Origin of the sequence: Buttiauxella sp. BIGb0552 (assembly GCF_004366275.1) — a bacterium.
Classification (GTDB): domain Bacteria; phylum Pseudomonadota; class Gammaproteobacteria; order Enterobacterales; family Enterobacteriaceae; genus Buttiauxella; species Buttiauxella gaviniae.
Genome location: NZ_SODY01000002.1, coordinates 225,632 through 245,842 on the forward strand (window position 1 = coordinate 225,632; position 20,211 = coordinate 245,842).

Annotated in this window: 19 protein-coding genes and 2 tRNA genes; 13 read left to right on the forward strand and 8 right to left on the reverse strand. The window is 47.9% G+C overall.

Annotated features, from left to right (window positions below; translation table 11 throughout):
- The first annotated feature begins 133 nt into the window (after positions 1–133).
- From EDF88_RS05880 to EDF88_RS05895, 4 genes are all read left to right on the forward strand, one after another.
- The gene (locus EDF88_RS05880; protein ID WP_134183534.1) at positions 134–1,222 is read left to right on the forward strand and encodes an ABC transporter substrate-binding protein; all 1,089 of its coding nucleotides are present in this window, start codon (positions 134–136) and stop codon (positions 1,220–1,222) included.
- 152 nt (positions 1,223–1,374) lie between these two features.
- On the forward strand, positions 1,375–3,144 hold the full coding sequence (locus EDF88_RS05885) for an iron ABC transporter permease (protein ID WP_134183536.1): 1,770 nt from the start codon (positions 1,375–1,377) through the stop codon (positions 3,142–3,144).
- Positions 3,137–4,207 (forward strand): ABC transporter ATP-binding protein, encoded by a 1,071-nt coding sequence (locus EDF88_RS05890; protein WP_134183538.1) that lies wholly within the window; start codon positions 3,137–3,139, stop codon positions 4,205–4,207. Before EDF88_RS05885 ends, EDF88_RS05890 begins: the two co-directional genes overlap by 8 nt.
- Positions 4,208–4,578: 371 nt before the next feature.
- Entirely contained in the window at positions 4,579–5,808 is a 1,230-nt protein-coding gene (locus tag EDF88_RS05895) for an HD domain-containing phosphohydrolase (RefSeq protein ID WP_064517698.1), read from the forward strand.
- A gap of 114 nt (positions 5,809–5,922) precedes the next feature.
- On the opposite strand, the gene EDF88_RS24805 is transcribed toward EDF88_RS05895, so the two are convergent.
- The 4 genes from EDF88_RS24805 to EDF88_RS05915 form a co-directional block, all read right to left on the reverse strand.
- Entirely contained in the window at positions 5,923–6,090 is a 168-nt protein-coding gene (locus EDF88_RS24805; protein ID WP_208326129.1) for a transporter substrate-binding domain-containing protein, read from the reverse strand.
- Between the two features lie 406 nt (positions 6,091–6,496).
- Positions 6,497–6,584, reverse strand: a tRNA-Ser gene (locus tag EDF88_RS05905).
- 152 nt (positions 6,585–6,736) lie between these two features.
- Positions 6,737–6,824: transfer RNA gene (locus EDF88_RS05910), tRNA-Ser, on the reverse strand.
- A gap of 160 nt (positions 6,825–6,984) precedes the next feature.
- Complete coding sequence (locus EDF88_RS05915) at positions 6,985–8,613, reverse strand: ABC transporter substrate-binding protein (protein WP_134183540.1); 1,629 nt, start codon at positions 8,611–8,613, stop codon at positions 6,985–6,987.
- Positions 8,614–8,839: 226 nt separating this feature from the next.
- Between EDF88_RS05915 and yccA the strand changes: the two genes are divergently transcribed.
- Together yccA and tusE are read left to right on the forward strand one after the other, a co-directional pair.
- Positions 8,840–9,499, forward strand: a complete 660-nt coding sequence (gene yccA / locus EDF88_RS05920) for an FtsH protease modulator YccA (RefSeq protein WP_034456301.1) — start codon at positions 8,840–8,842, stop codon at positions 9,497–9,499.
- A gap of 107 nt (positions 9,500–9,606) precedes the next feature.
- Positions 9,607–9,936 carry a sulfurtransferase TusE gene (gene tusE / locus EDF88_RS05925; RefSeq protein WP_064517637.1) on the forward strand — a complete coding sequence of 110 codons (330 nt, stop codon included), beginning with the start codon at positions 9,607–9,609 and terminating at the stop codon, positions 9,934–9,936.
- Here the strand turns inward: tusE and yccX are convergent.
- Complete coding sequence (yccX, locus tag EDF88_RS05930; RefSeq protein WP_064517635.1) at positions 9,933–10,214, reverse strand: acylphosphatase; 282 nt, start codon at positions 10,212–10,214, stop codon at positions 9,933–9,935. The genes tusE and yccX overlap by 4 nt on opposite strands.
- Positions 10,215–10,304: 90 nt before the next feature.
- On the opposite strand from yccX, the gene rlmI reads away from it, so the two are divergent.
- Together rlmI and hspQ are read left to right on the forward strand one after the other, a co-directional pair.
- A complete protein-coding gene (gene rlmI, locus EDF88_RS05935) occupies positions 10,305–11,495 on the forward strand; it encodes a 23S rRNA (cytosine(1962)-C(5))-methyltransferase RlmI (protein ID WP_134183542.1) in 1,191 nt (396 codons plus the stop codon).
- 60 nt (positions 11,496–11,555) lie between these two features.
- On the forward strand, positions 11,556–11,873 hold the full coding sequence (hspQ, locus tag EDF88_RS05940; protein WP_064517617.1) for a heat shock protein HspQ: 318 nt from the start codon (positions 11,556–11,558) through the stop codon (positions 11,871–11,873).
- 28 nt (positions 11,874–11,901) lie between these two features.
- On the opposite strand, the gene EDF88_RS05945 is transcribed toward hspQ, so the two are convergent.
- Entirely contained in the window at positions 11,902–12,315 is a 414-nt protein-coding gene (locus tag EDF88_RS05945; protein WP_064517615.1) for a CoA-binding protein, read from the reverse strand.
- Between the two features lie 187 nt (positions 12,316–12,502).
- Here EDF88_RS05945 and EDF88_RS05950 point away from each other — a divergent pair, with 187 nt between their 5' ends.
- Positions 12,503–13,168, forward strand: coding sequence for a DUF2057 family protein (locus EDF88_RS05950; RefSeq protein ID WP_064517613.1), 666 nt, complete (start codon positions 12,503–12,505; stop codon positions 13,166–13,168).
- A gap of 95 nt (positions 13,169–13,263) precedes the next feature.
- A complete protein-coding gene (gene mgsA / locus EDF88_RS05955; protein WP_064517611.1) occupies positions 13,264–13,722 on the forward strand; it encodes a methylglyoxal synthase in 459 nt (152 codons plus the stop codon).
- On the opposite strand, the gene helD is transcribed toward mgsA, so the two are convergent.
- Positions 13,723–15,777 (reverse strand): DNA helicase IV, encoded by a 2,055-nt coding sequence (gene helD, locus EDF88_RS05960; protein ID WP_134183544.1) that lies wholly within the window; start codon positions 15,775–15,777, stop codon positions 13,723–13,725. It abuts the gene before it with no gap.
- 131 nt (positions 15,778–15,908) lie between these two features.
- On the opposite strand from helD, the gene EDF88_RS05965 reads away from it, so the two are divergent.
- On the forward strand, positions 15,909–16,355 hold the full coding sequence (locus EDF88_RS05965; protein ID WP_064517694.1) for a YccF domain-containing protein: 447 nt from the start codon (positions 15,909–15,911) through the stop codon (positions 16,353–16,355).
- A 24-nt stretch (positions 16,356–16,379) separates the two neighbouring features.
- Positions 16,380–18,515, forward strand: coding sequence for a YccS family putative transporter (gene yccS / locus EDF88_RS05970; RefSeq protein ID WP_134183546.1), 2,136 nt, complete (start codon positions 16,380–16,382; stop codon positions 18,513–18,515).
- Here the strand turns inward: yccS and EDF88_RS05975 are convergent.
- Positions 18,512–19,126: a TfoX/Sxy family DNA transformation protein gene (locus tag EDF88_RS05975; RefSeq protein WP_064517606.1), complete on the reverse strand. Its 615-nt coding sequence runs from the start codon at positions 19,124–19,126 to the stop codon at positions 18,512–18,514. The two genes, yccS and EDF88_RS05975, sit on opposite strands and share 4 nt — an antisense overlap.
- Before the next feature lie 220 nt (positions 19,127–19,346).
- On the opposite strand from EDF88_RS05975, the gene sulA reads away from it, so the two are divergent.
- The gene (sulA, locus tag EDF88_RS05980; RefSeq protein ID WP_064517604.1) at positions 19,347–19,856 is read left to right on the forward strand and encodes an SOS-induced cell division inhibitor SulA; all 510 of its coding nucleotides are present in this window, start codon (positions 19,347–19,349) and stop codon (positions 19,854–19,856) included.
- The last annotated feature ends 355 nt before the right edge of the window (positions 19,857–20,211 follow it).

Here is a 20,211-nt window from a genome sequence, read left to right on the forward strand (position 1 = left end):
TAATGGTGTTAATTGCCTAAAAAAAGCCCCGAATCACAATTCGGAAAGTTAAAAAACTCCCCCCCATTGTCTGTCAAACCCCATGCGCTATGTTGACCATTAGTTACCCAAACGCAGCTAAAGGTTAATAATAATGTTAAATAAAATACATCTCTCTGTAATCACTACCGCTGTACTGATGTCCTGCTCTGCAATGTCTGCACTTCCTCAAGGCTACCCGGCTGACTACCAAAAAGTCGTTGATGCGGCGACTAAAGAAGGCAAAGTGGTCATCTATTCAACCACCGATACCAAAGCCGCGGGCCCGCTGATTCAGGGGTTTGAGGCTACATACCCTGGTATTAAAGTTGAATATAACGATATGAACAGTACCGAACTGTATAACCGTTATATCAGCGAACAGGCAGCGGGCGGCACCAGCGGCGATGTGGTCTGGAGTTCTTCGATGGACACCGCGCTGAAACTAGCAGTCGACTATGCACAGGAATATAAATCCCCTGAGCAAGGTCAATTGCCGAAATGGGCTGTGTGGAAAGACAAAGCCTACGGAACAACTTACGAGCCGGTAGTGTTTATCTATAACAAACGTTTGATTCCGGCGAATGAAGTGCCAGATTCCCACACCGCTCTGGCAAAACTTATCGCCAGCCAGCCTGATAAATTCAGCAAAAAAGTCACCACTTACGACATTGAGAAATCCGGTCTCGGCTTCATGCTTTCTGTACAGGATTTCAGAGCCGACCCGAATTATTTCAAAACTCTGGCTGATATCGCTAAAGGCGGCCTGTCTGTGCAGTCGTCCACCGGCACCATGATGGAGAGGGTCTCATCAGGCGAAAACCTGATCGGCTTTAACATTCTGGGTTCCTACGCTGAAGCCCGCGCCAAAACCGACCCGTCTCTGGGAATTTCCTATCCGAAGGATTACACCCTGGTGCTGTCGCGCGTGTCGTTCATCAGTCAGCAAGCGCAAAACAGTAATGCCGCGAAACTGTGGCTGGACTACGTTCTGTCTGAAAAAGGGCAAAGCATCCTGGCCAATCAGGCAGACATCCCGTCCATCCGCAACGATATCGAAGGCAAAAATGATATCGACGGCATGACGAAAATGTTAGGTAGTGCACTCAAACCAATCCCTGTGGATGAAACGCTGTTGGAATATCTGCAACAGAAAAAACGTCTGGATTACATCAAACAGTGGCGCACTGCCGCAGCTAAGTAAATTTCCCCTACGCATTTCACGCTACAGGTGAGTTGTCTGCACTCGCTCACCCGAATCACTTACTCGAGTAAGTGATTCGGGATTTGCTCGATTGCCGCCTGCCTGTAGCGCGAATGACTGGGGTAAATCAGTCGTTGAAAAAAGGAAGTCGTATGAGTGCATTGCTAAGAAAGTGGCACAGCCTGCCACGCGGCATTGTGGTGTTAATAACAGCGCTGGTTATCTACATACCGCTGTCGTTCATCGTGATACAAAGTTTCCTCTCTGCACCGTTCTTTTCGCCGTCAAAAGAGTGGAGCCTGGAATCTTTTGGCTTCATCTTTACCGATCCTGATTTCTACAGGGCACTGAAAAGCGGATTTATTCTGGCCATCGGCCTTGTGGTTATTGCCATCCCGTTGGGTGGAATTCTGGCGTTCTTGATGGTGCGCACCGATTTGCCAGGCAGACGTTTGATTGAACCGCTGATCCTGGTGCCTATTTTTGTCTCGCCGATGGTTCTGGGGTTTGGGTATGTGGTTGCCGCCGGGCCGGTAGGGTTCTTCTCGCTGTGGGCCCAATCCATTCTTGGTTTCGTGCCGTGGAATATCTACGACATGTCGAGCATCGTGGTAATCGCCGGGCTAACGCATGTCCCACACGCATATCTCTATATTTCCTCAGCACTGCGCAGCGTGGGGTCTGATGTCGAAGAAGCTGCTCGTATAGCCGGTGCCTCGCCGTTACAGGTAATGACCGCCGTGAGTCTGCCGATGGTGCGCCCTTCTATTTTGTACGCCACCGTGTTGCTGTTCTTCCTTGGACTGGAAGTGTTCGGCCTGATGCTGGTGCTGGGCGACCCGGAAGGCAATATGGTTCTGGCCACTTACCTCTATCAGTTGACCAATAAACTCGGCACGCCTTCCTATCACCTGATGGCCGCGGTTGCCGTGGTGCTGATTTGTATCACCATTCCCTTGGTGATGTTGCAGCGTCGCCTGATGCGTACCGCTAACCGCTTCGTAACGGTTAAAGGCAAAGCATCACAGGCACGCGCATTGCCACTGGGGAAATGGCGCTGGGTAGCCGGTGCGGTAGTGGCATTCTGGCTAACAGTGACTATCGGTGTACCGTTAATTGGCGTAATGCTGCGCGCGTTTATTTCTAACTGGGGCGTAGGCGTATCCATCTGGGATGAACTGTCGTTTCAAACTTTCCGCACTATCTGGGAGCAGCCAAACCTGCTGCGCGCCATTGTTAACTCGATGGCGATTGGTGTTATTGGCGGCGCACTGGCTGTTGCCTGTTATCTGTTTATCGGCATCGCTATGCACCGCAAACCAGACAACATCACGCGTTTCCTCGACTACAGCGTGCTGGTGCCACGCGCGGTTCCAGGGCTACTGGCGGGTCTGGCATTCCTGTGGGTTTTCCTGTTTTTGCCGATGTGGCTCGACAATGCACTCAAATCCGGCTGGCTTTCCGGAATGCCGTGGTCGCAGTGGTTGCGCGATAACCTGGTGGTGTGGCTGCGTTCGTTGCGCAGTACCATTTTCAGCGTCTGGCTGGCTTATACCGTCGTATGGATGGCGTACGGTCTGCGGTTGATTTCCTCAACGTTGCTGCAAGTCGGGCCAGAACTGGAAGAAGCTGCGCGCAGCACCGGTGCGACACGCGGGCAAATCACTCGCCACGTCACTATTCCGTTATCGCGCTACGGTCTGATTGGATCCTGGTTGCTGATGTTCCTGATTTTTGAGCGCGAATATTCAACCGGCGTGTACCTACTTGCGCCAGGCACAGAAACCATCGGCTCAATGCTGGTTTCCCTGTGGGCCGCCGGAGCCATTGATATTGTTGCCGCTCTCTCGTTTATTAACATCCTGCTGGTGGTGGTAGGTCTGGGGATTGCCCTTCGTTTTGGAGTCAAATTGCATGATTGAATTAACGGTCGAGAACCTGCACTTAACCTACGGTGATAACCCGGTACTAAAGGGTGTTTCCATGAATCTGAAACGTGGCGAAGTGGTCTCTTTGCTCGGGCCATCAGGCAGCGGCAAAACCACATTATTACGCGCCGTTGCCGGGCTGGAAAAACCCACCCAGGGCACGATTACCATTGGGCAAAACAAAGTTTACGACGGCACACCGCGTAGCGAGATCCCTGCTGAAGAGCGCAACCTTGGGCTGGTATTTCAGTCTTACGCACTGTGGCCGCACAAAACCGTATTCGAAAACGTGGCCTATCCGCTGAAGCTGCGCAAAGTCGCTGCCGCTGAAATCACTCAACGCGTACAAGACGTGCTGAACCAACTTGGTCTTGGGCATCTGGGTAAACGCCATCCGCATCAACTCTCTGGTGGTCAGCAACAGCGCGTAGCGATTGGCCGAGCGCTGGTCTACAACCCGCCGGTGATTCTGCTTGATGAACCACTATCAAACCTTGATGCCAAATTGCGTGAAGAAGCTCGTGTATTCCTGCGCGAGTTGATTATCAAATTGGGCTTGTCAGCCCTCATGGTCACGCACGATCAGAATGAGGCGATGGCGATATCTGACCGAATTTTGTTGCTTAATAACGGCAAAATTGAACAGCAAGGTACTCCACAGGAAATGTACGGCTCACCAAAGACCCTATTTACCGCAGAATTCATGGGCAGTAACAACCGTCTGCACGGCAAAGTCACCGAGGTACGTGATGGAAAAGCGCGTATCGAAGGCAAAGGCTGGATGTTGTGGGGACAAGCTGGTGAAGGTGTGCTAAGTGGTCAGGAAGCGACGGCTGTTATCCGCGTGGAACGCGTAATGCTGGTTGACGGCCCTGGCGAAAACCAACTTGAACTCCCGTTGCTGACCAGCATGTATCTTGGCGATCGCTGGGAGTATTTGTTCCGTACTTCGGGCGATGATTTTGTCATTCGCGCCTATGGCACCAGCCTTCGCGATCCCCAGCACTGCCATCTGGCATTACCTGAGGAACATGTCTGGATTTTCCCTAAATCCTGATGCTTGCCGGGAGCAGTGATTAGCTGCTCCCGGCACTAATTAATTCTGTAGTCATAAGCTGCGCAAATTACTGCTGTATTAGAACGTCTCTATCAAGCTCATGTATCATCAGCAACTTACGCATTGCTTTTCATTTCGTTATTGGTTTAAATCACCGCGCAACAATCTAAAGCCGCGGCTAATTTATATTTTCCATGATGAAAACAAAACATTTTGTCAAAAAAATGTGAACACGATTAACAATAAAATGCTTTAGATAAACACATCATTACTTAATGAAACTTGTCTATATAAAATAAAACATCGTTAATGGCAGGATGTTTATTTTATATATCAACAAGTATTTCTTTTTGTGTGCAACAGGAATAAATGTGGAAATAAATCTCTTTCAGGTTTTATCAACGATCGCATTAGCGATTGAAACCAGTGCACCTGAATTGAACGGTCATCATAAACGGACGGCGTTCATCGCTAATGAACTGGCGGCTGAGCTCAAGCTAGTGCCTAAATACCGCGAAGATGTTTTTATTTCTGCATTGCTGCATGATATTGGTGGTCTGGTAAAGAAAGATTATTTAATCGCCATCGATGATCAAGAACCTTATAGCCACGCTCATGCAACCTATGGTGCTTCCATTTTTAAGATGGTTCCTTTATTGGCGGATAAAGCATCAATCATCCTCCATCACCATAGGAAATGGGGTTATGGGCAGGGTGAGTATCAGGATGATGAGCGCATTCCGTTCGCCAGCCATATCATTTACCTGGCTGACCGCATCGATATTCAATATCTTAAATTAAGAAATAGTGGGCATGAGTCGCCAGTTGAACGCTGCGTTGAATTGATAAAAGATGAAGTAGAAACACGTTTTCATCCGTTAGTCGTTGATGCATTTCTTCGCCTGGCAAATAAAACCTATTTTTGGCTGGCATTAACCAGACCATTGCCATTACATCTCTTGAGAATGTACTCACCGATAGCTGATAAAACAATCAGCCTCGATGAGCTAATGGATTTTGGCTTATTGCTGAATACCATTATTGATATGCATTGTAATTTCACTTGTCGCCACTCACTGCACGTGGGAATTGTTGCCAGATTTCTTGCTGAGAAATGCCATTATTCTGAAGTTGAGTGTAAGAAAATTGAATTGGCAGGCTATCTGCATGATATCGGGAAACTGGCCATTCCGATGAGTTTATTACACAAAGAAGGCAAACTTGATGATGCAGATATCGCGATATTAAAAAGCCACAGTTATCATACCTTTGAGCTGCTTTCATCCATCGGCGCTATCACTGATATAGCGCGTTGGGCAGCACTACATCATGAGAAACCCAACGGTTATGGTTATCCATTTAGTCTGGCTGGTGATGAGATTGGGCAAGAGTGTCGGATTATTTCGGTAGCCGATGTGTTTGTGGCACTCACTGAAAACCGCCCATATCGCACTGCAATGCCTGCGAAGAGAGTGAGCGAAATCCTTCATCAGGAAGCCGAAAATAATTCTCTTGATAGCGAACTGGTTAATATTTTACTAGAACACCGACAAGAAGTGATGACTCTTACTGATAATATGGATTTGGAACATTCGTATTGATAGAGTAAATAGCGCCCATACTGTTAACTGCCAGATATATCCAGCTAGCTTAAATATGGGTGCAAGCAATATTACGCCTGCAATTACAGCCTGACTATAAATTGCATATATATCTTAGCGATTCAATATTTCTTGCGGAATTGGTTCGCCATGATACTTTTCGTATATAGCATTTAACTTTCCATTTTTAATATTGGTTTCAATCCACGCATTAAGTTTTTCTTTTAACTCAGGCTGGTTTTTTTGCAGCCCAATCGCCAAATCAAAAACGGTCAGCGTCATCTTTGGTTCAAAATTCAGTTTTGGATTCTGTTTTTTATCTGATTGACGAGAGTCGCTGAAGTTGCAACGGCGTATGCTTGCCCGCTGACGGCTGCGGTGACCAACGTTGCATCGTCATCATAGCGCTGAACGGTTAGCATCTTTGCTTAGCATGGAGTCCTGCGTCGCGCCGCGATGACTGAACGCAAACCAGCATACGCACTGGTGCAATCAATGACTTCTGCTCGCTATGGCGTGACTAAAAGCGTCGATGTAACAATATCCGCTTTACCCGTTTGTAGAGGATTTAAAAAGTGCTGGTTGCAGGACTGGTGGGTGGAGCGTTGATGATGAAAGGGTAAGTCTGGAGTGATAAGCGACAGAAATGAAAAAGCCCCAGCTTATTTCTAAGCTGGGGCTAAAATGTTGGTGGAAGCGTAGAGATTCGAACTCTAGAACCCTTTCGGATCGCCGGTTTTCAAGACCGGTGCCTTCAACCACTCGGCCACGCTTCCAACGAGGCGAACTATAAACATACCCAAACTGCATGTAAAGAGTGATTTTGTTCGTTCGCCTGAAAAATCATCAAATATGGTTTATTTGTTTGAAACACCAACAAACAGAAACGAAAAAGCCCCAGCTTATTTCTAAGCTGGGGCTAAAATGTTGGTGGAAGCGTAGAGATTCGAACTCTAGAACCCTTTCGGATCGCCGGTTTTCAAGACCGGTGCCTTCAACCACTCGGCCACGCTTCCAACGAGGCGAACTATAAACATCCCCATACTTCATGTAAAGCACGATTTTGTTCGTTCGCCTGATTAATCACCAATTCGGTATTGTTTGGGTAAAACTCCAACAATTTGATTGGTTTAATAGCAGGTTTACAGCGACTTTATCGTTGGTCCTGCCCCACCATCAGTGCTTTTTGATGTACATATCCTTAGTAAAGTACTGGCCGAGGTTGTTTGGTGCGTATCCGCCAACAAAAGGTTTCACTAATTGGGCTAAAACATAGTGATAAACAGGAATGGCCGGCACATCTTTCGCCAGCAGGTCTTCGGCTTGCTGGTAGAACTTGCCGCGATCTGCAAGATTGTCTGCCTTAGCCGCATTATTCAGCGCCTCATCGTAAGCCGCATTACTATACTTTGAGTTATTCTCGCTATTACCGGTACGGAAGGTATTTAGGAAGGTGGAGGCATCGTCGTAATCAGCAACCCACGCATAGCGCACGACGTCAAAAGTCCCGTTGTGCATGGTATCGAGCATGGTTTTCCATTCCTGATTTTGCAGCTTCGCTTCAACACCCAGATTTTTGCTCCACATCGAGCTGACCGCAATGGCTATACGCTTATGGTTTTCAGAGGTGTTGTAGAGCAAATTAAAGCTCAATGGATGCGAAGCATTGAATCCCGCCTCTTCAAGCAGCTTTTTGGCTTCGGCAACGCGTTTCTCATGGGTCCAGCTTGCGTACTCAGGGGATTTTATCTCCACACCGCCAATTTTCTTCTGGCTAACCACCCATGCTGGGATTTGCCCCTGTCCTAATACTCTTTCGGCAATAATGTCTTTATCGAGCGCCATGTTCAGTGCCCGGCGTACACGCTGATCATTGAAAGGCGCTTTGGTGGTGTTGAATTCGTAATAATATGTCGCCAGTTTGGGCGTAACGTGAACCTGGTCAGGAATGGATTTTTTTAACGAGCCGAACTGTGTTTGCGACAAAGTATAAACAATGTCTATCTCTCCCGCTTTATAGCGATTGATATCCGCAGTTTCAGACGCGATCGGCAAATAAGTCACTTTATTGATGACTGTGTGGCTGTCGTCCCAGTACTGCTTGTTACGCAAGCCAATAACTTTTTCGTTCACTACCCATTGTGAAAGTGTATATGCACCGCTGCTAACGAAATTACCCGGCTGCGTCCACTTATCACCAAACTTCTCAACTACCGTTTTATCGACTGGTACCAAAGACGGGTGCGCCAACATGGCGAGGAAAGCAGCCGTCGGTTGTGTCAAAGTAATTTGTAGCGTGTTGGTATCGAGCGCTTTAACACCCAGAGTATCAGGAGTTTGTTTTCCCAGTGCTATTTCCGCAGCATTCGCGATATGCATACCACCGAGATAGCTGGCATATGGGGAGGCTGTTTTTGGGTCAGCCAGGCGTTGCCAGCTCCAGACTACATCTTCGGCAGTAATCGGCTCACCGTTGGACCATTTAAGGCCTGGCCGAAGATGGAACGTCCAGACGGTGTTGTCTTTCTCTTCCCATTTTTCAGCAAGCCTTGGTTCAATCGAACCATCGTTACGCACGGCCACTAGCCCATCAAAGAAGTCACTAATAAGATTGAACTCAACATCACTTTCGACTTTATGAGGATCAAGCGAGGCGGGCTCACTGCCGTTGTTACGAACTAATTCCTGTTTTGCTGCCAACTCTGTTCCTGCTGGCACATTGGCAGCCCAGGCTCCAGAAATTGCACACGCTACGCCAATAGCGACAAACGATCTGATAATTGTGATGTGGTTATTTGCTTTCATTAAACACGCCTTATTTGAGTTATTAACGACGGTACGGTTAACACTCTTAGCATTCGAAATGATTAAAGCAATAATTTTCAGCCACATATAAGTGAGTTTTATGACAGATATCGAATCTGTGAATTAAATCAGAGCAAGGTAAAGATGGGTAAAAGGGCTTCCTTGCAATAAAGGAGGCTATTATTCTCAGTCACCATATACACCTGTAATAAGAGAGAGTTTCTGAATGGATCGCATAATTACTTCCTCGCGTGACCGTTCGTCACTGCTAAGTACCCACAAGGTACTGCGTAATACCTATTTCTTGCTCAGCCTGACGCTGGCGTTCTCTGCGATTACCGCAACCGCAAGCACCGTGTTGATGCTGCCATCTCCAGGTCTGATTCTGACGCTGGTTGGTATGTATGGTCTGATGTTTTTAACTTACCGTCTGGCTGATAAACCGACGGGTATCCTTGCTGCCTTCGCGTTCACCGGGTTCCTGGGGTACATCCTCGGCCCAATGCTTAATTCCTACATCTCTGCCGGTATGGGCGATGTGATTGGGATGGCATTAGGCGGTACGGCGCTGGTGTTCTTTAGCTGCTCGGCTTATGTGCTGACCACCAAAAAAGACATGTCCTTCCTCGGCGGTATGCTGATGGCAGGCGTAGTCGTGGTGTTGGTGGGTATGGTTGCGAACATCTTCCTGCAACTGCCTGCTCTGCATCTGGCAATCAGCGCGGTATTTATTCTGATCTCTTCTGGCGCGATTTTGTTTGAGACCAGCAATATCATCCGCGGCGGTGAAACCAACTACATCCGCGCAACGGTGAGCTTGTATGTTTCCCTGTACAACATCTTTATCAGCCTGTTGAGCATCCTGGGCTTCGCAAGCCGCGACTAATCGTTGCTTGTTCCCTATCCAAAGCCTCGCTATCGCGGGGCTTTGTTTTTTCTGATACTCCAAAATTTGCTACACTGCCGCCAGTTTGTCTGGAGCAAAGAATAATTATGTTGATGTTTGAAGGCCGAGAAATAGAAACAGATGCCGATGGCTATCTGAAAAACAGCCAGGAGTGGAGTGAGCCGCTTGCCGAAGCAATCGCCGCCAATGAAGGTATTACCCTTGCAGTTGAACACTGGGAAGTAGTGAGATTCGTGCGCGAGTTTTACCTCGAATTTAATACCTCCCCGGCGATTCGTATGTTAGTCAAAGCGATGGCTAACAAATTTGGCGAAGAGAAAGGCAATAGCCGCTATCTGTACCGTTTGTTCCCAAAAGGGCCGGCTAAGCAGGCAACAAAAATTGCTGGCCTGCCAAAACCAGTGAAGTGCATTTAGTAGCGAATACTGAAATCGCTCCATTGGCAATCGGGTTGATGCGGCTCAGTCAGCACTTTATCGACCCGAGCGCTGCGTGGCCCTCCCGCTTTTAGCCACGCGATAAGTTTATCAACCTGCTGCGCTTCGCCGCAGGCTAATATCTCAACGCTACCATCATCCATGTTACGGGCATAACCGGTTAATCCCAGTTTTAACCCTTCACGCTGGGTGCTGTAGCGGAACCCAACCCCCTGAACCAGGCCGTGGACCCAGGCAAGTGTGCATACTGTGGCCATAACTTCCTCCGTTTCGGGTTCTTGCGTTGCATTTAGCCGGTCTAACCCGGAAAATGGCGCCAAATTCTTAGCAAGAAAGCATAGCAAATTATGAGTGTACGTTTAGTGTTAACCAAAGGGCGCGAAAAATCGTTATTGCGCCGTCATCCGTGGGTGTTTTCTGGTGCTGTTGCACGCATGGAAGGCAAAGCCAATCTCGGTGAAACAATTGATGTTGTCGACAGCAATGGCAAATGGCTGGCACGCGCCGCTTATTCACCATCTTCGCAAATTCGTGCACGCGTCTGGACTTTCGATGCTAATGAAAGCATCGACATCGATTTCTTCACTCGTCGTTTGCAGCAGGCACAGGTCTGGCGTGAATGGCTCGCGGCTCGTGACGGACTGGATAGTTATCGTCTGATTGCTGGCGAATCTGATGGTTTGCCAGGTGTGACGATTGACCGCTTCGGCAACTTCCTTGTGCTGCAATTACTTTCCGCTGGCGCGGAATATCAACGCCCTGCGCTGATTGCTGCTTTGCAAAATCTCTATCCAGAATGCGCTATTTACGACCGTTCCGATGTTGCGGTGCGTAAGAAAGAAGGAATGGAACTGACGCAAGGTCCAGTAAGCGGTGAACTCCCACCTGATTTGTTGCCAATCGAAGAGCACGGCATGAAGTTGCTGGTCGATATTAAAGGCGGCCATAAAACGGGTTACTACCTTGACCAGCGCGATAGCCGCTTTGCAACTCGCCAGTACGTGAAAGATAAGCGCGTGCTGAACTGCTTCTCTTACACCGGCGGTTTTGCAGTTTCCGCATTAATGGGTGGCTGCAGCCAGGTTGTCAGTGTTGATACATCTCAGGATGCATTAGATGTTGCGAAGCAAAACGTTGAGCTGAACAAACTCGACCTGAGCAAAGCTGAATTCGTGCGTGATGATGTATTCAAACTGCTGCGCAAATACCGCGATCAGGGTGAGAAGTTCGACGTTATCATTATGGATCCACCAAAATTCGTCGAGAATAAGAACCAGCTGATGGGTGCCTGCCGTGGCTACAAAGATATCAATATGCTGGCAATTCAGCTGTTGAATCCGGGTGGCATTCTGATGACGTTCTCATGTTCTGGTTTAATGACGACAGATTTATTCCAGAAAATCATCGCTGATGCCGCCGTAGATGCCGGGCGTGATGTACAATTTATAGAGCAGTTCCGTCAGGCCGCCGATCACCCAGTGATCGCCACCTACCCGGAAGGGCTGTATCTGAAAGGGTTTGCCTGTCGCATCATGTAACTTGAATTACAAAAACTTGCCCGCACATTAATGGCAGGTAATGTTTCTCAGGAGGTGACTATGATTGCCAGCAAATTCGGCATAGGCCAGCAAGTACGACACTCTTTGTTGGGTTATCTTGGGGTAGTGGTCGATATCGACCCGGAATATTCTCTGGATGAACCGGCAGAAGATGAACTGGCCGACAATGATGTCCTCCGTAGTGCCCCCTGGTATCATGTAGTGATGGAAGATGATGATGGCCAGGCCGTGCACACCTATCTTGCTGAAGCCCAGTTAAGTGGGGAGTCACAAGACGAGCATCCCGAACAACCGTCGATGGATGAATTGGCGGCTTCGATACGGCAACAGCTTCAGGCACCTCGCCTGCGTAATTAGCAAAAACCCCGCAATCGCGGGGTTTTTATTATTTAGCCAGACCTAGTCTCGGGATTTCAATCGCCGGGCATTTATCCATCACCACGTTTAAACCGGCATCTTGTGCAAGGACAGCAGCTTGCTCATTAATCACGCCTAACTGCATCCATAACGTTTTGGCGCCAATGGCTATCGCTTCGCGTGCTACTTCCCATGCTGCTTCCGAATTTCTGAACACGTCGACCATATCAACTTTCTTAGGGATTTCCGCAAGTGAGCCATAACCTTGCTGCCCTAGCAGGGTTTTACCCGCCACTTTTGGGGACACAGGGATCACTTCATATCCTTGATCGAGCAAATACGCCATCACCCGATAGCTTGGGCGATCTGGCTTATCACTGGCACCGACCAGCGCAATTGTTCGGGTATCTTTTAGAATAGTTTCGATATCAGCCTGTTTCATCACTCTCTCCGCTGGGACTCAGTAATCAAAAGTGTATGCCATCCGTTACTGTCTCACCATCTTTCCCATACGCAGGTAGTAGAGCAATTATTGGGAATATGTCTATATGTTAATGAGGCACCCGTATGAAAAATTTTGAAACATTCAGTAAGGGATGGTCCTATTTACCCTCAGGCAGGAGAAATTGATGAGAACCGTGTTCTTAATCGCACTATGTTGGGTCCTTCTTTTGCCTTGTGAATCGAGGGCGACAACTCTGCGCCTATCAACAGAGATCGACTTGCTGGTACTGGATGGGAAAAAAGTTTCCAGTTCTTTGCTAAGAGGTGCTGATAGCATTGAGTTGGACAATGGTCCGCATCAGTTAGTATTTCGTGTAGAAAAAAATATCAGAACTAATACGCGAGAACAGCGCCTTTATATTTCCCCACCTTTAGTGGTGAGTTTCGATACCAAAGAAGTCAGCCAGGTAAATTTCAATATTCCACGTATTGAAAATGATAAAGACAGCGATGAATTTGACCTGGCACCTCATCTTCAGCTGCTCGATGGTGATGCTGGAGTCATCCCATCGAAAGTGGATATTTTGCCGGTTAAAAACGCATCACAGGGAATCGACTACGAGCGGGATACTCAGGTTTACAACAAATCGGGGAAAACGGCGGCGGTAAAAGGATTCGCCACGATGATGGCAGACGACAGCGAACTACTCTCGAAAACATCTGAACTCGACGCTCCGCCTCGTCAATCCGATACGTTAATCGAGCAGCGCCTCAGATATTGGTTTCTACAAGCAGATAAACCTACCCGCGACCGTTTCTTGCAATGGGCAAAAGATAATCCAACGCAATAATTGGCTTCCAAACCCCGCATTTTTGACACCCTTCTCTTGCAGCATCAGTGGCTTCCAGTAAGCTGTAGCCAATATAAATCAATCAGGATTAACCAATGGAATTAACGACCCGCACCCTGGGGGAAAAAAAACATATTGCGCTGGTTGCACATGACCACTGTAAAGACGCCTTATTGAAATGGGTGGAGCGCCATAAAGTTAATCTTTCACATCACGTGTTGTACGCGACCGGCACCACCGGAAATCTCATCCAGCGTGGCAGCGGTCTTGATGTCAACGCTATGCTTAGTGGCCCGATGGGCGGCGATCAGCAAGTCGGTGCGTTGATTTCCGAAGGGAAAATTGATGTGCTGATTTTCTTCTGGGACCCGCTTAATGCAGTTCCACACGATCCTGACGTTAAAGCATTACTACGTCTGGCAACTGTGTGGAACATACCTGTTGCAACTAACTTATCAACCGCCGATTTTATTATTCAGTCGCCGGGCTTTAATCAGGCAGTTGAAATTTTAATCCCCGATTACGCACGTTATCTGGCAGAACGACTGAAGTAATTACGGTCGGTTTGCTGCGGGCACGCCAAGATGTTTCAGGATATCGACAAAACTGGACGGCTCCTGTTTGTTGAATAAAAGCCAGACTCGATGACGGGCCCGCGTCATCGCCACATACAATAATCGCCTTTCTTCAGCATCTGGATAATCTTCCGGCTGCGGCAATAATGCTTTTTCCATTACCGATTCTCGAGCCAAAGCCGGGAAACCATCTTTACCCTGCTGTAAGCCTAACACCACAACGTAGTCAGCCTGCTGCCCTTTACTGGCATGAACAGTCATAAAATCAATGGCGAGTTTTGGCCAGCGTGTTGCTGCCTTTTCCAGAATCGCCGGGCGTAAATGATGGTAACGGGCCAGAACGAGAATGCGCTGCTGCGGATTCACATACCCGCTCATCTTATCCAGCAGCGCTTCGAGCTGGTCATCAGCCAATAATGTGACGGATTTTTTATCGCCTTTAGATAGACTATTTAATGGCTTAGCCAACTGATGCGGATTTTGCTGTACGAACAGATTCGCTATTTCACCTATACGATCGTTGAAGCGATAAGTGGTATCTAACGCACACTGGTCTGCATCGCCAAAATGGTGAGCAAAAGCGGTGGTCAGCGACATTTCTGCACCACTGAATCGATAAATTGCCTGCCAGTCATCACCCACCGCATATAGAGAAGTATGCGAGTTTTGTTTTCTGAGTGCCTCCAGCAGTGCTGCACGCTGCGGCGAGATATCCTGAAATTCATCCACTAAAATATGCTTCCACGGGCTAATAAACCGCCCCTTTTCCAGCACATTAATAGCCTGATGTATCAAGCCTGAAAAATCGACTGCTTCTTCAGCTTTCAGCGCAGTTTTCCAACTTTTCAGTAAAGGGGCCATCAGCTTGACGCGTTTGGCAAAGAGATCGCGGATCTCTTCAGGCGCCTCGGCAATCATTTCTGCCTGCGAACCACCATGCATACGCATTAATCCCAACCAGCGATCTAACCGGCTTGCCAGACGCTTTGCCAATCGTTCATCTTTCCAGTATTCCCCTTCCGGCACGTCCCATTGCAGCTCGTCTCGTAACCACTCACGCCAGCCTTTTGCCTGCGCTTTTTTCTCACGACACTGCTGTTGCCAGCTTTCAATTAGCAATTTGTGACGTGCCGAAGTATCGGATTCCAGTTCGCTAACCCGCGGTACTTTTTTACTACCTTGCTGAATGATATGCAGTGCAAGAGCATGAAACGTACGAGCGGAGATAGCATCGGTATTCAAGCGTTCGGCAATTCGCTGATCCATCTCCTGCGCAGCTTTGCGCCCAAATGCCAGCAACAGGATTTGCTCTTCACTGGCTTCGCCGCGTTGTAATAGCCAACCGGCACGTGCAACAAGAACGGAGGTTTTGCCACTCCCCGCCCCCGCGAGCACTAATAGCGAATCTTCGCCATTGACGACAGCACGAGCCTGAGAAGGATTCAGCGGAGAACTTTCGATGTGCTGGAAAAAATCAGCATACTTTTCCAGCATGTGATTGGTAAAAGCGGTATTGCGTTGATGGCGGCGCGTATCACCTTGTTCAAGCCAGGCTTTACAATGAAACCAAAGTTCGCGGCAATTTTCGAATTCATCAAGCCGTGCTAATGGCAGCGGTAGCGCTGAAAACGCAGCGCGAACATTTTGCTGTAACGCCTGCATATCACTGCGTTTAAACCATTTCTCTTGCTGAACCCTGCGTGTTATTTCGGCATATTGCTGTTGTAGCACCTGAGCTGCCACTTCGCTCATTTCAGTGCTCCAGTTCTGCCACAGTTCGTTCAGGTGATGATAGAAGTGTTGCGTTTCACTCCATTCCGTACCATGCAAACGCACGACTTTATCATCGGGCAAGACAAATTCCAGCTCGCCCCAAACCAGACCGCGCTTGCAATTAATTGCGATTAACTGATTGAATGGAATAAGGTATTCATGACGATCACCCTTTACCTCTACACTCGCAGTCAGTAATCTCACCCGATTGTAGGGATGTTGTGCTAAATGTTTGCCAAGTGAGGTCGCTTTCAATTCCATTACGCTTTGCCTGATCCAAAAAATGGTTGTGGTTAAGTTTACCCGCCGAAGGAATGACGCTCCAGAGTAAAAACGCGTTACAATTGCTGTGGTTATTCATTTATCAACATTCATACCAACAAAGAGTGATTATGCGTACAGTCCTTAATGTATTGAACTTTGTACTGGGTGGTTTTCTCACCACTCTCTCTTGGTTGCTGGCCACTCTCGTCAGTATCATTTTTATTTTCACTCTCCCGCTGACTCGTTCCTGCTGGGAGATAACTAAACTCTCATTCGTTCCGTACGGCAACGAAGCTGTCCATGTTGATGATCTCAATCCGCAGGGTAAAAGCGCCATCCTGAACACCGGCGGTACGCTGCTAAACATTCTTTGGCTGGTGTTTTTCGGCTGGTGGCTCTGTGTGCTGCACATCTGTACCGGGATTGCACAGTGCATCACTATTATCGGCATTCCTGTAGGAATCGCTAACTTCAAGATAGCAGCGATTGCACTTTGGCCTGTGGGTCGCCGTGTCGTTTCTGTAGAAACTGCACAGGCTGCGCGTGAAGCTAATGCACGACGTCGTTTCCAGTAAATTTGACAAGAATAGTGAGTATTAATGCTTAGCCCAATTTTGCGCCGCTATACCTGGAACAGCACCTGGCTCTATAACTTACGTATTTTCATTGCGCTTACAGGCACTGCTGCGTTCCCATGGTGGTTGGGCGAGGTCAAGCTAACTATTCCGTTAACGCTTGGCGTTGTTGCAGCAGCTCTTGCAGATTTAGATGACCGTCTCACCGGCCGTTTACGTAATCTTCTGATTACTTTGGTTAGTTTCTTCATCGCTTCCGCTTCGGTGGAGTTGTTATATCCATGGCCTGTGCTGTTTGGTATTGGGCTAATGGTTTCTACCAGCGGGTTCATTCTTCTGGGTGGGTTAGGTCAGCGGTACGCCACTATCGCATTTGGGGCGTTGCTTATCGCCATCTATACCATGCTCGGCATTTCTTTGTACGATCACTGGTATCAACAACCCATTTTGCTGCTGGCAGGTGCCATCTGGTACAACTTACTGACGCTTGCCGGGCATCTTATATTCCCAATTCGACCGCTTCAGGATAACCTGGCTCGCTGTTATGAAAGCCTCGCGCGTTATCTCGAAGTCAAAGCAACCCTATTTGACCCGGATATCGAAGAAGAAAGCCAGGCACCAATGCTTGAGCTCGCGATGGCAAATAGCCAGCTTGTGACAGTGCTGAATCAAACCAAAGGTTCGTTGCTGACACGCTTACGCGGAGATCGTGGACAGAGAGGCACTCGGCGGACTCTGCACTACTATTTTGTCGCTCAGGATATTCACGAGCGCGCCAGCTCTTCCCACATCCAGTACCAAGCACTGCGCGATAAGTTTCGCTACAGCGACATTATGTTTCGCTTTCAACGCCTGTTAACTATGCAATCTCAGGCCTGCTTGCAGCTTTCACGCTCCGTTTTATTACGCGTGAAATATCAACATGACCCACGGTTCGAGCGCGCGTTTACCCATCTTGACGCCGCAATTGAGAGATTAAAAACGGATCAGTATCTGGCGAGTGAATTAAAAGCACTTGGCTTCCTGGTGAGTAATTTGCGCGCCATTGATGCTCAGTTAGCCACTATTGAATCTGAACAAGCCCTCGCCGCTCCGCACAGCGATATTGAAAACCGCCTGTTGGATGATCGCTTAACTGGCTTTGGAGATATCTGGCAGCGATTAAAACGCAATTTAACACCAGAATCAGCGTTATTCCGCCATGCGGTGCGCATGTCCGTTGTACTGTGCGTCGGCTATGCATTTATTCAATTCACCGGGTTAAAACATGGCTACTGGATACTTTTGACCAGTCTCTTCGTTTGCCAACCTAACTACAGCGCCACTCGCCGACGCCTGGCTTTGCGTATTATTGGTACTTTGGTGGGTGTGGCCGTCGGGCTTCCGGTATTGTTCTTTGTGCCATCAATTGAAGGACAGCTTGTTTTAATTGTGATTACTGGCGTGCTCTTCTTTGCTTTTCGCAATGTGCAATATGCGCACGCCACCATGTTTATCACCTTGCTGGTGTTGCTCTGTTTCAACCTGTTGGGCGAAGGATTTGAAGTCGCAATGCCACGTATCTTCGATACCTTATTAGGATGTGCCATCGCCTGGGCCGCCGTAAGTTTCATTTGGCCTGACTGGCGTTTTCGCCGGTTGCCATTAGTGGTGGAGCGTGCATTTAACGCTAACTGCCGTTATCTGGATGCGATTCTTGAGCAATATCACCAGGGTCGTGACAATAGGCTTGAGTACCGTATTGCACGCCGGGACGCACATAATAAAGATGCTGAACTGGCTTCAGTTGTGTCGAATATGTCGTCTGAACCGCGTGTTTCAGCGGAGATGCGGGAAACAGCATTTCGCCTATTGTGTCTGAATCACACCTTCAACAGCTATATCTCAGCGTTGGGTGCACATCGTGAAAAACTGATCAACGAGGATATTTTGCTACTGCTTGATGATGCTGTGTGCTACGTCGACGATGCACTTCATCACCTGCCAGCAGATGAAGAGCGAGTACAAAAAGCACTTCAGGGACTATCTGAACGTATAACCACACTTGAACCGCAACCAGACTCCAAAGAGCCACTGGTGCTTCAGCAGATTGGTCTGCTGGTTGCGCTATTACCAGAAATATCGCGCCTTCAACAACTTGTGTCACAACAACACAATTAACGTCTTTGGCGTTTCTCGTAATGATGTCCCCACTCGACCAACTCCTGGCGTGTTGCCGCCGGGAGTGCGGCCTCATGAATTCCGCAAATAGCGCCAGCTAATGCCAGCAATACCTGTACGCCAAGCCCTTTCTTAACGCCTCTGAGCTTTATCCAAGAGCGCTTTGCGCCGAAGGCATGAAGGGTACGCACATCAGCAATACCGACTTCCCACAACATCATCTCCAGACTGTGCGTTAAATTGGGTAAATCTTTAAGCCTTTGCTGAGCACGCTGCCGGGATTTTTCGCGCCGGGCACTGAATAGAGCATCCATTGACAGTTGAACTAACTTTTCACGATCGCTCCACAACCCCTCATCAACGCGGTAATAATTGAGTTCGATAGTACGTCCACGTTTATTGTAAAGCAGAGGCTGCGAGGCTCGTTTAACAAAATAGACTTCCGTTTGTTCACATGCTCGCAGATAAAGCTCCCCTTCTGAAACCATGGCAAACACAACGTTTTGTACCATCAAGCTATACCCACCAAATAGTGACCGGCAGCCAATTTCTCCCAGTGGGGATAAGTATTCTTTAGATTGATGAATCCTCGCATAAGATCTTCTTTTCATGAATATATCCTTAAATATCATGCAGTAATTTATCGATACGGTTTATTAGCGCTCCCTGTAATACGAAAATAAGTAACCTAATCACTCACCGCAATCACATTCTCACTTTCCGTCGAATTACATGATGAAATTGCGAGACACTTTCCGAAATTTAGATTGATCTTTATCCAAACAGGCATTACTGTATATCCATACAGTAACCCATCAGGCGGGATTAACGATGCATTCACATAACGTTCGAACTCAGGTTGCCACTGTTACAAATGCTGTGCCTTCTACGGCCCAGTCATCTGCGGGTAACAACATTAAAGGGTTGATCAGTGAAGTGATCTACAGCGAAGATCAGCCATGGGTTACACAACTGGTTTTATTGCCACTGCTTCAACAACTGGGGCAACAGTCACGTTGGCAGCTGTGGCTAACACCACAGCAGAAATTAAGTCGTCAGTGGCTACAATCGGCAGGTCTTCCGCTGGCAAAAGTTATGCAAGTGAGCCAGTTAGATCCACTTTTCACCGTAGATGCTATGGTAAAAGCATTGCAGACAGGAAATTACAGCGTTGTTATCGGTTGGTTACCTGAAGAATTGACGGATGAAGAGCATTTGCAATTGTCATCTGCTGCCGAAATGGGGAATGCAATCGGCTTCATTATGCGACCGACCCGTATCTCGGAAACAGGGTGTCGACCACGAAGTGAGCTAAAAATTCATTCTAGTTTGTATCATTAAGTAAATTTAAGAGAATTCTTGGAACTTTTTATGAACCCTTGACAATTCATTGTGAATTATCAAGAATCCGCGTCCCAAGCCGCTCCAGGCGGCCTTCCAGCAAATCTTTAGAGTGTGAATTACGCGCAAAAATGTTAGAAAATGTGTATACAAGTCGTTTTTTTTCATATGCCTGACGGACTTCACACTTGTAAGTTTTAAACTACGTTGTAGACTTTAGCTCGCCAGGGTTGCTCTTCATAACACCGATTGATCGGTAGAGTAACAAGTGAGCATAAACTCGGGCGAAGGATTTAACCCTGGGCTTTAGAGCGATTTTAAAGCTCATGGCCTTTTTGGATGATAATGAGGCGCA